Raw genomic sequence first — 14,627 nt, 5'->3', positions numbered from 1 at the left:
AAAAAATTATCCGCTCTGAACTAGGCCAACTCCCAATCCATGAACGCCAAACATCTCCAACAGGCGATCCAGGCCCTAGAGCAAGACCCACAAACTCTGCGGATCCGAAAATTTTTGTTTGCTACCGCTACCCGCAAATGGCCGCGTCAGGCCCCAACAAAACTGGCTGAAATCCCGATGAGTCAATTGGTTCTAGCTAACCTGAAACAATATCCCCAGGCCCCTCTCCTTGATCAGGTAATTAAGCGGCTGCTGGCCAGTTTGAATAAAGTGGAGGCCTATAAACCCATTGCCCGACAAATATTAACCGTCCTCCTCCCCCTCTATGGGCAAACCGAAGTCGCCAATACCTCGCCTCTGCTTACCATGCCAGCCCCGGCTACCAATCCGCCCCCCGCAACCCCAGCGATGCCTGCTACGCTTTGGTTTGATTTACGCCACGATGTCACCCGTTACATTACGCCACTGCGGGTTAAGATTTTAGTGTTTGCGACCCTATATCATCAGCCCGACCTGAATTATGCCGCTGATTGGCAGGAGATCTACAGCGTTGTCTTAACCGACCTCTTAGCCGATTTGTTTGTCCAGTATCCCAGTTATGATCTCCTCAAAAAACGGGTTATTGGGGTAGCCCAGGGCCTGGAACCAACTCAAGAGTATTTGGCCGCCGCCGACCGCCTGTTACGCACGATTCAGCCTATTTACCAACGCTACGGCATACTCTCTGTCACCTCAGCCACTCCCCCAACGATTGCCGTTGTCCAGGCCCCACCCATGCCCCACTTGGAAACTGTTGTGATTAGTGAGGATAGCGATGAGGAGGCCACCTGTGTCTTTTTTCCCCCGCCCTAATAATGGTTGAGATGATGCTTGAGAACGGCAATGAGTAATTTAGATGCCGCGCAACTTTTGGACTATTATGTCGCGGGCCAAACTGACTTTTCCCAGGCCAACTTGGCAGGGATACAACTGGCAGGGGTGGATTTAATTGGGGTTGATCTCAGTGAAAGTAATCTCTGTGGGGCCAATCTTTCCTTTGCCTTGTTGGGACGGGCTAATTTTAGACGGGCCAATTTAGCGGGGGCCGATTTACGGGGGGCGAACCTAACCCAGGCCGACTTGACGGAATCCCTACTCCAAGAGGCTAACTTACACGGAGCCAGTTTAGAAAAAGCCATCCTAGTGGGGGCTGATATTACCTTGGCCGACTTGACCGATTGCAACCTAATTGAGGCCGACTTACGCCAAGCGAATCTCAGTAGTACACGGTTTGTCGGGGCCTGTTTCCGGGGGGCGAACTTACGCAAAGATAACTATCAAGAACGGACTGTCCTGCGGGGAACAGATCTGGAAAAGGCTGATTTTCAGAGTGCGAACTTGGCTGAAGCGGATCTAGCCCGGGTGAATTTGACGGGGGCCAATCTCAAGGAAGCGAATTTACGGGGAGCCGATTTAATGGGAGCCAACCTCGAACGGGCTTATTGCCAAATGACGCGCTTAACGGATACAAATCTGAAGAAAGCCGGCCTGGCCTGGGCGAATTTACGGGAAGCTAGATTTGATCGGGCCCAACTCCAAGAAGCGGATTTCTTCCAAGCTGACTGTTACCAAGCTAACTTTTCCCACGCTCACCTGGATCAAATTATTGGGGAAAAGGCTAACTTCACCCAGGCCATTTTTACCAAAGCAGATCTACGCCGGGCCAATTTACGAGGCAGTACCTTAAAAGAAGCTCGCTTGATTGAGGCCTATCTAGCCCGTACCGATTTAACCGGGGCCGATTTAACGGGAGCCAACTTAATCCGGGCCGAAATTAGCAGTACCTTACTCTTAGATGCCAACCTTACTGATGTCACGATGCCCGATGGCAGTACTTATCAATGACTAGACCTAACTCCACATTGCTCCTAGTTGACGGGCATTCCTTGGCGTTTCGTTCCTACTATGCCTTTGCGAAGGGACGGGATGGGGGCCTGCGAACTTCTACGGGAATCCCAACTAGCATCACCTTTGGCTTTTTGAAAACCCTGTTGGAGGTCATCCAGGCCGAGCAAACCGATCATCTCGCCGTTGCCTTTGATTTAGGGGGGCCAACCTTCCGCCATGAAGCCGATAGCACTTACAAAGAAGGCCGACCGGAAACTCCCGATGACTTTGCCCCCGACCTAGAAAACTTACAACTGCTCCTCCAGGCCCTGAGCGTCCCGATTTTAATTTCCCCTGGTTATGAAGCCGATGATGTGATTGGAACCATTGCTCAACAGGCCAGCCAGGCGGGATTAAAGGTCAAAATTGTCAGTGGCGATCAGGATTTATTTCAACTGATTGACCCGGAAAAAGGGATTTCAGTTCTGCATTTGAGTTCTGCCTTTGCCAAGAGTACAACTGCTGCTAAAGAATTCGGCCCCGAAGAGGTTAAAAGTAAGCTTGGAGTATGGCCTCGGCAAGTGGTGGATTACAAAGCTCTCTGTGGTGATACGTCTGATAACATTCCCGGAGTGCGAGGCATTGGCCCCAAAACCGCCGTCCAGTTGATTGAGCAATTTGAAACTCTAGATAACATTTATGCCCATTTAGATCAGATTAAGGGGGCCACCCAAAAAAAACTCAAAGAGGGCTTAGAGTCCGCCCGCCACTCCCAATTTATGGCCCAAATTGCCCTGAATGTCCCAATTGAAGTGAGTTTAGAGCAACTGGTGTTAGGAGATTTTGATTGGCATACCCTTGATCCTCTGTTAGCCAAATTAGAATTCAAGGCCATTAAAACCTCTCTCTTACAACTGCATACCCAACTGGGCGGCGCGCAACTAGCAGCAGAAACCTTAAGCCAAGATGAGGATTGGTTCTTCTCCGCCAATGACACCGAAAATGCCCAGCCCCCACACCTAGATGTGCAAATTATTAATAGTCCCGCAAAACTCGATCAACTCATTGAAACCCTCAAACAACAGACCGATCCAAACAAACCCGTGGCCTGGGATACGGAAACCACCTCTCTCTCACCACGGGATGCCCAATTAGTCGGGATTGGCTGTTGTTGGGGGCCAGGCCTGGATCAGATGGCTTATCTTCCCTTAGGACATCGCACAGGGCAAAACTTAGAACTATCAGTAACGTTAGAGAAACTCCAACCCATCTTAAGGGATCCCAACTATCCCAAAGTTCTGCAAAATGCCAAATATGATCGGCTGGTGTTGCAGTTTCAAGGCCTAGAATTAACGGGTGTGGTCTTTGATCCCATGTTAGCCAGTTATGTCATCAACCCAGAAGGCAGTCATAACTTAACGGATATTTCCAGTCGGTATTTACCCATTCGCGCCTTAACCTACGGTGAATTAGTCAGTAAGGGGCAATCTCTCGCTGATGTCTCTATTTCAGAAGTCGCTCAATACTGTGGCCTGGATGTTTATACCACCTATTTACTCGTTGATCCCCTCCGCCAAGAACTAAGCCAAACCCCAAAGTTACTAGAGCTATTGGAACAGGTTGAACTGCCCTTAGAACCCGTCTTAGCGGCTATGGAAACGGTGGGGATTCGGATTGATGTGGATTACCTAAAACAACTCTCTGAGCAACTCAATCATCAACTGAATCAACTGGAAACCCAGGCCTATGAATTAGCAGGCTTTGACTTTAATTTAGGCTCTCCCAAACAACTGAGTCAATTACTCTTTCATACCCTGGGCCTGGATATCAAGAAAACCCGCAAAACCAAGCTGGGCTATTCCACCGATGCCGCCACCCTCGAAAAACTCCAAGGGGATCACCCCATTATTGATCTCATCCTCGAGCATCGCACCCTGGCTAAACTGAAATCCACCTATGTAGATGCCTTGCCGGAACTGGTGAGACCCGATACCCAACGCGTTCATACCGATTTTAACCAGGCCATTACCGCCACCGGCCGCCTGTCTTCGTCTAACCCCAATCTGCAAAATATTCCCATCCGGACAGAGTTTAGTCGGCAAATTCGGGCGGCCTTTATTCCTGAGCCAGACTGGATTTTAATATCAGCGGATTATTCCCAAATTGAGTTACGCATCCTGGCCCATCTCAGTCAAGAACCCCGTCTCATTACCGCCTATCAGAACCGCCAAGATGTCCACACCCTCACAGCCCAGTTGCTCCTAGACAAGACAGAGATTAATTCCGAAGAACGCCGCCTGGCCAAGATCATCAATTTTGGGGTCATTTATGGCATGGGTGCGCAACGATTTTCCCGAGAAGCCGGGGTAAATTTAGCCAACGCGAAAGAATTTATTGCCAAATTCTATGATCGCTATCCTCAGGTTTTTACCTATCTGCAACGAATGGAGTATCAAGCTATTTCCCAAGGCTACGTACAAACCATTCTCGGCCGGCGGCGCTACTTTAATTTTGATAGCTCCGATCTGACCCAACTAAAGGGCAAACCGATCCAAGAACTAGAAAAGATCGATATCAACAAACTAAAAATGACCAATTTTGAGCGGGGGCAACTGCGAGCGGCAGCCAATGCTCCGATTCAAGGGTCCAGTGCCGACTTAATTAAAGTGGCGATGGTCAAACTCCAACAGGCCTTACAACCCTACCAAGCCCAAATTTTGCTTCAAGTCCACGATGAATTAGTGATGGAAATGCCCCAAGAGGAATGGCAGGCACTTCAACCCCTGATTGAAACCACGATGGCCCAAGCAATTCCCTTATCTGTGCCCTTAGTTGTCGAAGCCCATCCTGGCCCCAATTGGATGAGCACCAAATAGCTAGGAGCCGTTCAAAAATTAGGGAATGTTCTGCCTAGCCAAAACGTCCACTGACATATTGCTGGGTTGCTTCCTGCTGCGGACTGTGGAAAATATTTTTGGTTTGATCATATTCCACTAAATAACCATATCGCTTGCCTTTATCCGACAGGGTGGCGTTAAAGAAGGCCGTCATATCGGAAACCCGGGTCGCCTGCTGCATATTGTGGGTCACGATGATGATCGTGTAGGACTGTTTTAGCTCATTAATAAGCTCTTCCACCTTCAGGGTCGAAATTGGATCCAACGAGGCACAAGGTTCATCCATCAAGACGACTTCTGGCTGCACTGCAATTGCCCGGGCAATACATAGGCGTTGTTGTTGTCCTCCAGAAAGAGCTAATCCACTGGTTTTGAGCTTATCTTTGACTTCATCCCACAGCGCGGCCTGGGTTAAGGCTCGCTCGACAATTTCATCTAAATCCCCCTTATGCCGATTCACCCGCACCCCATAAACCACATTGTCATAAATCGATTTCGGAAACGGGTTAGGCTTTTGAAAAACCATCCCAATTCGCCGCCGCAATTCCACCGGATCCACTTGGGTCGAATTGATATTTTGGCCATCAATGAGGATTTCTCCCTCAGCCCGGAAACTATCAATTAAGTCATTTAAGCGATTAAAACAGCGTAATATCGTACTTTTGCCACAACCCGAAGGACCAATAAAGGCGGTCACTTGCTGCTTCGGGATTTTAATCGAAACCTCTTGGACCGCTAAAAAGGAGCCATAGTACACATTAAGATTACGAGTTTCTACGGCAGTTTCAGCAACAGGATGAGCGGAAGTCATAAGCAATAAATCCCAAACAGAACAGTTAACGGCGGCGGGTGGCCAAGCGAGAAATGATGCTAGTAATTAAGACTAGAATGACTAATAAAAATGAAGCTGCCCAGGCCAATTCTTGCTGATTTTTAAACGGAACAATGGCAAAGTTATAAATCAACACTGCCAAAGAGGCCGTCGGGGCCAACAAACTCTTACTCCAAAACTGAGTAAACAACGCCGTAAAGATTAAAGGAGCCGTTTCTCCCGCCGCCCGGGCCACTGCTAAAGTCGTTCCTGTAATAATTGCCGGAGCCGCCGCTGGTAAAATGACCCGTAAGGTCGTCCAATAGCCAGAAGCTCCCAGGCCAACCGAGGCCCAGCGAATATCTTGAGGAACAATTAACAAGGCCTCATCCGTTGTCCGAATAATGGTTGGCAGCATCAACACCGCCAAGGCCGCCGCACCGGCAAAAGCAGAATAAGTCTTTAAGGGAACAACCAAGGCCGCATAGGCAAACACGCCCACAATAATCGAAGGGACACCGTTCAAAATATTTGTGGCAAAGCGAATCCAACGGGCGACCCAATTTGGGGCAAACTCCGATAAAAAAACCGCCGCCCCAATCCCAATCGGTAAGCTAATCACCACCGCCAGGCCCACCATCGTAATTGTCCCAACAATCGCATTGGCAAAACCACCACCCGGAACCATTGGCGGAGGGGGCAATTTCGTGAACAACGCTAAACTAAAGCGACTACCACCTTGCCAAATTACATAGGCTAATACGGCAACCAAAGGAACAACCGCAGTCACAACGCAAAGGCCAGTCAGGGAGGTCATCACCCAACTAAACAACGTCCGGCTAGTAAATTTCTTATCAAAGGCGGAAACAGCAGTCATAGGTGCAAGGGGGGAAAGGGCAGATAAACCAAATCAGGCAGGCTCAGGAAATTTATTTGACCATATATGGCAACAGCAACAACCTAGAATTTTTTGACTTGCAGGACAATCAACTCAGCAATCACATTCACCACAAAGGTCATAAAGAACAAGACTAATCCGGCATACATTAGGGCGGCAACCTGGATCCCACTGGCTTCGGCAAACTGACTGGCCAAGAGCGATGCAACCGTATTTCCAGGGGCAAACAGAGAAATATTTACCTGATTCGAGTTACCGATCAACATTGTCACGGCCATCGTTTCGCCCATCGCCCGCCCTAAGGCTAAAATGATTGCCCCGATAATCCCTGAAAATGCCGCCGGTACCAAAACCCGGAAAACCGTTTCCCACCGAGTTGCGCCCAGGCCAATCGAGGCTTGCCGAAGTTCGGGGGGGAGAGAAGCCAAGGAATCCCGAGAAATCGCCGTAATAATGGGCAAAATCATGATTGCTAACACGACCCCAGCCGGAAGCAGGCCAGGCCCAGTCGGTTGGGTTGAAAATAGAGGAAACCAGCCGGCCGCATTGTGGAGCCAACCACCAAAATCCCGCAAAATGGGGATCAAGACAAAAATACCCCAAAGCCCATAAACCACACTGGGAATGGCCGCCAACAGTTCAATCAAAAAGACTAGAACGGTTCGTACCGCCACCGGGATGAAGTTTTCACTGAGGAAAATTGCAGTTCCCACCCCAATCGGCACCCCCAATAAGAGGGCAATGGCACAGGTGACGAAAGTTCCATAAATCACCGGCAACGCGCCATAAATACCTGTCACCGGGTTCCAACTTTCTGTCACCAGAAACCCCAGGCCAAACTTCGAGATCGCCGGCCCTGCTTCAATCGCCACGCGAAGGCCAATAAACAGAAGCAAGATAGCAATCCCATAGGCACAAATGCGAGTCAACCAAATAAAGCCGCGATCCACCAATTTTTCTTGGGGAGTCCGGGGTTGGGCAATGGCCGGGGCCTGGGGGAGAGAGGTCGTCATAAACGGTTCCTAGGGTTTGATCGTCTCTAGAGCAGCTTTCACACGAGTCACCACAGGCTCTGGCAGGGCAATATAACCCAAGGCCGCGCTATCCTGTTGCCCAGTGGTTAAACCATACTCCATCGCCGCTTTGAAGGCTTTTACTTTCTCGGGATCACTGTACTCTTTATAAGCCAAAATCCAGGTATAGCTGACCAGCGGATAGGACTTCGCCCCTTCCGGATCGGGAATAAAGGCTCGCAAGTTTTCTGGTAACTCTACTGTCGCCAGCGTTTCGGTAAAGGCTTCCGGGGTTGGCTCAATAAATTCACCTGCCTTGTTTTGGAGAATCGCCATCTGGAGACCATTTTGCTTAGCGTAGCCATATTCGATATAGCCAATCGAGCCAGGGGTTTGTTGAATCTGGGCCGTCACACCCTCATTCCCTTTGGCCCCAACACCCACTGGCCATTGGACGGTTTTGCCTTCCCCAACTTTGTCTTTCCACTCTGGGCTGGCCGCGGCCATGTGCTTTGTAAATACCCCAGTTGTCCCACTGCCATCGGAACGATAGACCACTTGAATGGCTTTGTCGGGAAAAGTAACACCGGGATTGTCCTTAACCACGGCCGGATCGTTCCATTTCTTGACTTTACCCAGGAGAATATCAGCTAGTAATTGCCGAGATAATTTAATTGGTTCCTTGACTTCAGGGAGGTTATAGGCCATCACAATTGCCCCAGCCGTCATGGGTAGCATCACCACACCCTGCGAGACCTTAGCAATCTCATCGTCTTTCATGGCCACGTCGCTGGCCCCAAAGTCCACCGTACCTTGGGTAAATTGTTGGACTCCAGCCCCGCTGCCCACAGATTGATAAGCCACGGTGATGTTCGGATACTTTTGATTAAAATCAGCAAACCATTTCTGATAGAGAGGAGCCGGGAAAGTCGCCCCCGCCCCACTGAGAGCAACCTGACCTGAGACCGGAGAGGTAGAGTCGCCCGAACCTGTTGTTTCTTGACCGCCGCCACAGGCCACCACCGTGAATGCGACCGATACCCCTGCCAGGCCAGCTAAAAAACGGGATCGCTTAATTTTTGCAACCATGATCCTCAATCACCAAATAACGTCAAGCGTGAAGCAGTTACAAAACAACCAAGACAGAGAAAATCTGTAAAAACGGATACAATCACTAAAATCTCAATCTACTTCACAGGCTAGACGATACCCTGATTCAGTAAAGACCAGGTTAAGGTAAATCAAATTAACGAAACCTTAAAGCAACAAACCTGACTTTTTGACTAGAACTCCCAGGCCTGGAGGCGCAAACTGATTCATGCCAAAAACTCTGTCTCCCTTAAATTGGCCCGATCAACTCTTAACAAAATCAGGACTCAAAGGGCAATTCTGAAAATATCCTTAAAGATGTCCAAAATTAATTTGACCTTAACGTGGTCTGGGGAAAATTCTTGTTGTGTTGCCCCCTTAAACTAATTGCTGCTAGCCCCTGAATGCTCTCCCAATAATTCCTAATCCTCAGTTTTTAGAATATTTCCTCTAAATTTTTGTAACAGCTTTCCCCTCTGCAAACCAATCGAGTACCCTCAAAATATATCAATAGAAATTGATGGGTCGAGTTTTCCTGATTGATGCGTTACTTATCCCCAGTGTGCTAATTCTCCTTTTCTTGCCGGAGTGTTTTCAGTTCCTATGCGTAAACTTCTCTTCCGTCCCCTGCGCTCATTCTTTCGATTTTGGCCCCTTGCCCTAATCCTGGCTATTCTCGTGGCCTGTGGTTCACCCGAGTCCCAACTCAGTCAAGGGCCGATTAAGATTGATGGTTCTAGTACTGTGTTTCCGATTACAACCGCGGTGGTCGAAGCCTTTAAGGAAACTCTCCAGGGGCAAAATGCTATGATTGAGGCTCAGTTTTCCGGGACTTCAGGGGGGTTTCGGCGGTTCTGTGCGGGAGAGACAAGCATTAGTGATGCCTCGCGCCCCATTTTGATTGCGGAGATGAATGCCTGTATTAGTAATGCCGTGCCTTTTATCGAATTACCTGTGGGGTTTGATGCCTTGACGATTGCGGTGAATCCGGCCAATGCCTGGGTGGATCAGTTGTCTCTCGCTGAACTAAAAATGATCTGGGAGAAAGCTGCGGAAGGGAAAATTACCCGTTGGAATCAGATTCGTCCCAATTTTCCGGATCAGCCGTTAGTCTTGTACGGGCCTGGGAGAGATTCAGGAACGTTTGACTATTTTAATGAAGCGATTATGGGGGATGCCAAAAATTCCCGCAATGACTATACCGGCAGTGAAGATGATGATGTGATTGTCAAGGGTATTGCCGATAATCCTAACGCCCTAGGGTACTTGCCGTTTGCCTATTTTGAAGCGAATCAAGATCGGTTAAAGCCAGTTCCCATTGATAGTGGCAAAGGTGCAGTGCTTCCCTCGGTTGAGACGGTGCAAAATGCTCAATATCAACCCCTCTCTCGCCCCTTATTTATTTATGTGGATGCCAAGGCTGCCCAGGATAATAATGTATTAAAAGAATTTGTTGAGTTTTATCTTAAAGAAGCACCTAGTTTAGTAGCGAAGGTTGGCTATATCCCCTTACCAGAGGAAGGCTATCGTTTGGCTGAGTTGCAATTTATTCGGGGGGAAGTGGGAACTGCGTTTAATGGTGCGCCGGAACCTAATATTACGATTGCAGAAATTTTGCGGCGACAAACCCTTTTTCAAGCCCAAGGGTCTTAAGGCAGAACTTCACTAAATATTTTGGCTAAGTGGACTCATTTTATTCCATCCTGAAACCGATGGGGGGATTGACAGTTCATCAGCCCAGGCCTGGACATTGTTATCTTTGCGCCTGCAACAACCAGGCCTGGATGCCATCACCGAGGGTTTTCGCCAATTGTTTTTGGGATGTTTCATCCGTAATCCATTCAAATTCCCAGGGATTGATCATGAACCCCAATTCCAGGACAACGGCTGGGGCAACAGTGGGGCGAGTCAATGCCAAATTATTCCAAAACACGCCATACCGGGGCCGATTTAGTTGGGTAGCTAAATAATCCTCTAAAAATAGCGCAAGACTGTGACTCTGGGCCTGGTACCAAAATGCGCCAATTCCCTGGGTGTTGAGGGCATCTCCCTGGTCTGGTAGGGCATTGTAATGAAGGCTGAAGGCTAAGGTCGGTTCACTATTTTCAATGGCGAGGATCCGCTCCGGTAAGTCTAGGTCTTTGTCCGTAGTCCGGGTTTGGATGACCATCGCCCCCCGTTTTTGCAGTTCAGTTTCTAGGAGTTTGGCCAGAATTAGCGTAAATTTCTTTTCAGGCTCACCCGTTGGCCCAATCGCTCCCGAATCCTCTGGCCCCCCATGCCCTGCATCTAAGAGGATTTTTAGCCCGGCCAAAGGTTGCGTTTTAGGCCCCAATTTCGGAGGATGCCTTAAGCCCAAAACCAACGTAGTTCCTTCATAACGGAGACGATAGCCCCATTGTTGTTGGTAATGAAGTTGAAACCGATAAATGACTTCCCCAGGCCGGGTTTGTTGCCAATCCAAGCGACTAATGACGGGATCTGCATCGAGGCGAATCACATCAGTTTGGGCAGTAGTGTTGAACAGTTTCAGGGTAAAGGTTTTGTCGCTCACATCCACAGCTACTGGCACGGGAACTTCCAGGGGAAAGCGGATTTCTGTCCAACCGGGGACTTGCCGACTGGTAATACTCCGAATCAGGGATTGTGTTGGGCTGTCTGGGGGTAAGGGTTGGGTTTCGTTTTTGTTAATCCAGGCCCCGTAGTCGAGTCGTAACCATTCTCCGGTTTGGCCTGTGACGGTAGCTTGTGTACCTGGGGGTAGCGGGGTGAGTCGGGAATAATCGGTGCTGGGGCCAGTGCGGGCAATACCTCCGAGGGGCCGGATCACTTGAATGGGGCGGAGTTGATTGGGGTTGAGAATTTGGATGCGACCGGGCGCAAGTTGGGATTCTTTGTTTGGGGCAGTTAATCGAAATTGGGGCCGGCCGTAGTCACTGGATTGGGACAATTGGGTACAGCCTCGAAAGGTTGAAATGGGGTTGGATTGGGGTTGATTCGTGTGGGTGAGGGCCGCACTGTTGGGGGGAAGCTGGGCCGGCGTTGGGATTGGGAATAGAGGAACTTTCTCCTGACCGACCTGGACGTGAAGGGTGCTTGTGGCTGGGGCCTGGGACGTAAAACAAAGGGGTTCATTCGGTAAACGACTCCAATTGCTGGCTGGCTCAAGAATATTTAGTCCGGTGATGGGGGGATGTTGGGGACGGGTGACAGTTAGAATTTGGGTTTGGCCACCGGCCTGGATACGGATTTGATTTTCTCCATAGGCTAAGGGAACTGTGGGGGCAAAATGGCCGGCTGGAGACCGTTGGCTAATTACTTGGTCATTAACCGTAACAATTTGCTGGGGTGGGGCTGTGCCAATAATAAAAATTTGGGGGGCTGTGGTTTGATGTTCAACGGGTGGATAGACAATCCGTAAGCCACTTTGATCTTGGGCTAGTAACTGCATCACCATGTATCCCCCCAGGCCTGTGAATCCCCCTCCCATTAGCCAACCCATGCCCCATTCCCCATCAGATTTGCCCCCCTATTATCCCCCGCTGCTTTTACGTTCCGGCCTGATCCATACTCTCTATACGGCCCTAATTCACGGACGCAACTGGCAGGCTTTAACTCCCTATGCCCAACCCCCTTATCAAGAGCAAATTATTCAAGGCGGGCAGAATATTCCCCTTTGGGCCTGGGTCGGTTCCCCAAAATCCCAAGTTTCCCCCGGCACTGTGATCGCAACTTACGGGATTACGGGAGAGCTAACAAACCAGTGGTATCTGCAAATTTTTGGGCGCAAGGCCTGGGACAGAGGCTATGGGGTAATTTTATTTGACTGGCGTGGACATGGTAAAACAGGCGAGCTTTGCCCAACGTTGACATCCGATGGCATTTATGAGGGTGGCGATTTTCTGGCCATTGCTGAACAAGCCGCCGGACTGGGTTGTCCTCCTCCCTATTGGTTGGTTGGCTATTCCTTGGGTGGACAATTAGCACTTTGGGGACTGCACGCCGCCGAAACAGAGAATAATGCTGATATTGCTGGGGTAGCGGTCATTTGTCCGAGTTTAGATTCCTTGCGCTCCTTGAAGTATTTAGTCAAAACTCCTTGGGGCCGAGCGATAGAACGATCCATCACCAAGCAACTCAAAATTCTGGCCCGGCATCTCTACGCCTACCATCCCCAGGCCTTGGATTTAGAAGCAATTCAACGGGCGAATAGTATTTGGGAATTTGATCAGGAGTTGGTGATTCCGCGCTTGGGGTTTGAATCTGTTGCTGCATACTACCAGGCCAGTAGTCCCTTCCGATTTCTCGACCAACTCAAGCGGCCCGTTTATATCCTCTATGCTGCCGATGATCCCCTCTTTGACCCCAGCATTATTCCCGACTTAAAACAGATTTGCCACCACAATCCAGCCTTGCATTTACACTTAACTCGATATGGCGGCCATGTCGGCTACTTAAGTGACAACCGAGAACAAAAACGCTGGGGTGATCCGGATGGCTGGTGGGCCTGGAATCGAGTCTTGGCCTGGTTTAATGGGCAATCTTCCAAGAGATGACGGTCATGAGCTTTCCAGATTTCCCCAAAAGCCCATTTCTCGGATTTGATCATAGTTATCCACTAGCTCTTTTAAGCGCAAAAGTTCTTCTAGCTCACGCCCCTATTTGATAGTTAATGTCTCCCCGGCCAACTGCATGGGAAATTTGACTCAGTATAATCAGCCTGGATTAAGTTAGAAAGTTGTTGCGTAAGCCAGTTTCAATACCCATCTCCCAATTCCAGCCCAACTCTCGAAATAACTCTAATCTGCCATTACTGCCCCTGATAGTTGTTGCTTGATTTTAGTCGTTGAAATATCAGGTGTCCGCTCCAGATAGCAAACATCGCAATAGGGCTTGAGAAAATCATACTCACCGCGCCAATCACTACCCATAACGACTAAATTTACCTGATGAGATTGTACGAAATCAATTTTTTCCTGAATAATTTTGACCCGTCCCCCGCCATCAATGGCACTACCATGGCGTAAAACCTGATTGACATAGCAAGTATGGAGTAACATTTCTTGGCGAATCTCAAACCTATAGAAGGGGGCTGCTTTCCCACAGGCCATGATCACTTCATCCGTGGCCAGGCCAACAATAACGTGCGATGCCATCTCAGCCATTCGAGCCAAAAGCCGCAAATGCCCGTAGTGAAGTAAATCAAACGCACCAAAGGTTATCGCCGTTGTCATGGATTCACAATTCGATAGGCTTGCTGAAAATGCCGCCACCGCTTAGCATCATCGGGAATCTCCAGATATTTTGTGCCGTAGCGATTTTTAAGAAATTGATCCAGGTGACGGGGAATTTTGACGGGGACTTGATGGATGTGGCTCAGTTGGGTTGGGAAAATGACATCAAACGGATACTTCCCATGCCAAGGACGGCCCAATGCTCCGGTGACTAATCCCTGTTTTTGAGTAAATAAGCGTCGATCCGATGTCAAGATGTAGGGAAAAAAAATATGTCTTTGTACACATTGAGCTACACGGGCCAAAGGCAAGGAACAAATGATTCGACTGACTAAGCGTTTCCAGGCCACGGGTGAGGTTGAAACGTCTGTTCTTGCCAAAACCTCTAGGACTCGGTCAATCACCTTAGCCAACTTGCCTGGCCAGACCATCATCGGCACAATATCAATAAAAACCCCTGCTGATTCGGCATTCGTAGCCCCAGATACTTGGGTTGAACTATCAAATACATTAAAGGTTGGAAAATAGGATGTACCTTTTAGAAGGGTGGCGTAGGGAGTCGGTAGATGGGCGAAAACCTTGGGTAGTCGCGGCCAATCCCGGGCCCAAACGGCTAAATCTAAATCATCATCCCAAGGGACAAAGCCATGATCATGACGGGCAATACCAAGACACCCTCCCCCAAATAAGCAATAGTCTAGGCCATGGTGATCCAATAATTCCGTAACCACGGCCAACATCCTCAGCAGCGTTTGATGCACTTCGGACAAGTTCATTGGCTCTAAATGCTGATCCGGTTTTGCCGTTGGTTCAGCCATA

General features: G+C 49.1%; 12 protein-coding genes. 5 read left to right on the top strand and 7 right to left on the bottom strand.

Annotated features, from left to right (window positions below):
* The first annotated feature begins 39 nt into the window (after window positions 1-39).
* From SYN6312_RS17085 to polA, 3 genes are read left to right on the top strand one after another with little or no spacing between them, the layout of a single operon-like run.
* Window positions 40-852 (top strand): hypothetical protein, encoded by an 813-nt coding sequence (locus SYN6312_RS17085; RefSeq protein WP_015126148.1) that lies wholly within the window; start codon window positions 40-42, stop codon window positions 850-852.
* Between the two features lie 30 nt (window positions 853-882).
* Window positions 883-1,884, top strand: a complete 1,002-nt coding sequence (locus SYN6312_RS17080) for a pentapeptide repeat-containing protein (RefSeq protein ID WP_015126147.1) — start codon at window positions 883-885, stop codon at window positions 1,882-1,884.
* Window positions 1,881-4,742, top strand: a complete 2,862-nt coding sequence (polA, locus tag SYN6312_RS17075) for a DNA polymerase I (RefSeq protein WP_015126146.1) — start codon at window positions 1,881-1,883, stop codon at window positions 4,740-4,742. Before SYN6312_RS17080 ends, polA begins: the two co-directional genes overlap by 4 nt.
* 34 nt (window positions 4,743-4,776) lie before the next feature.
* On the opposite strand, the gene pstB is transcribed toward polA, so the two are convergent.
* From pstB to pstS, 4 genes are all read right to left on the bottom strand, one after another.
* On the bottom strand, window positions 4,777-5,574 hold the full coding sequence (gene pstB, locus SYN6312_RS17070; protein ID WP_015126145.1) for a phosphate ABC transporter ATP-binding protein PstB: 798 nt from the start codon (window positions 5,572-5,574) through the stop codon (window positions 4,777-4,779).
* Window positions 5,575-5,599: 25 nt separating this feature from the next.
* On the bottom strand, window positions 5,600-6,451 hold the full coding sequence (gene pstA / locus SYN6312_RS17065) for a phosphate ABC transporter permease PstA (RefSeq protein WP_015126144.1): 852 nt from the start codon (window positions 6,449-6,451) through the stop codon (window positions 5,600-5,602).
* Between the two features lie 83 nt (window positions 6,452-6,534).
* The gene (pstC, locus tag SYN6312_RS17060) at window positions 6,535-7,485 is read right to left on the bottom strand and encodes a phosphate ABC transporter permease subunit PstC (protein ID WP_015126143.1); all 951 of its coding nucleotides are present in this window, start codon (window positions 7,483-7,485) and stop codon (window positions 6,535-6,537) included.
* Between the two features lie 9 nt (window positions 7,486-7,494).
* Window positions 7,495-8,574, bottom strand: coding sequence for a phosphate ABC transporter substrate-binding protein PstS (pstS, locus tag SYN6312_RS17055; RefSeq protein ID WP_015126142.1), 1,080 nt, complete (start codon window positions 8,572-8,574; stop codon window positions 7,495-7,497).
* A 603-nt stretch (window positions 8,575-9,177) separates the two neighbouring features.
* On the opposite strand from pstS, the gene SYN6312_RS17050 reads away from it, so the two are divergent.
* Window positions 9,178-10,227, top strand: a complete 1,050-nt coding sequence (locus SYN6312_RS17050) for a PstS family phosphate ABC transporter substrate-binding protein (RefSeq protein ID WP_015126141.1) — start codon at window positions 9,178-9,180, stop codon at window positions 10,225-10,227.
* Between the two features lie 100 nt (window positions 10,228-10,327).
* Here SYN6312_RS17050 and SYN6312_RS17045 read toward each other — a convergent pair whose 3' ends face one another.
* Window positions 10,328-12,076: an N-acetylmuramoyl-L-alanine amidase gene (locus SYN6312_RS17045; protein WP_156804866.1), complete on the bottom strand. Its 1,749-nt coding sequence runs from the start codon at window positions 12,074-12,076 to the stop codon at window positions 10,328-10,330.
* On the opposite strand from SYN6312_RS17045, the gene SYN6312_RS17040 reads away from it, so the two are divergent.
* The gene (locus SYN6312_RS17040; protein WP_253276386.1) at window positions 12,048-13,130 is read left to right on the top strand and encodes a YheT family hydrolase; all 1,083 of its coding nucleotides are present in this window, start codon (window positions 12,048-12,050) and stop codon (window positions 13,128-13,130) included. The genes SYN6312_RS17045 and SYN6312_RS17040 overlap by 29 nt on opposite strands.
* Window positions 13,131-13,373: 243 nt before the next feature.
* Here SYN6312_RS17040 and SYN6312_RS17035 read toward each other — a convergent pair whose 3' ends face one another.
* Together SYN6312_RS17035 and SYN6312_RS17030 are read right to left on the bottom strand one after the other, a co-directional pair.
* Window positions 13,374-13,808 (bottom strand): adenylyltransferase/cytidyltransferase family protein, encoded by a 435-nt coding sequence (locus SYN6312_RS17035; protein WP_015126138.1) that lies wholly within the window; start codon window positions 13,806-13,808, stop codon window positions 13,374-13,376.
* Entirely contained in the window at window positions 13,805-14,626 is an 822-nt protein-coding gene (locus SYN6312_RS17030) for a LicD family protein (protein WP_015126137.1), read from the bottom strand. The genes SYN6312_RS17035 and SYN6312_RS17030 overlap by 4 nt, the downstream gene beginning before the upstream one ends.
* Window position 14,627 lies beyond the last annotated feature (1 nt).

The organism is Synechococcus sp. PCC 6312, assembly GCF_000316685.1.
In the GTDB taxonomy this organism is placed as follows: Bacteria; Cyanobacteriota; Cyanobacteriia; order Thermosynechococcales; family Thermosynechococcaceae; genus Pseudocalidococcus.
The sequence above is the reverse complement of the archived record's forward strand: the minus strand, read 5'-3'. Positions and strand labels throughout refer to the sequence as shown.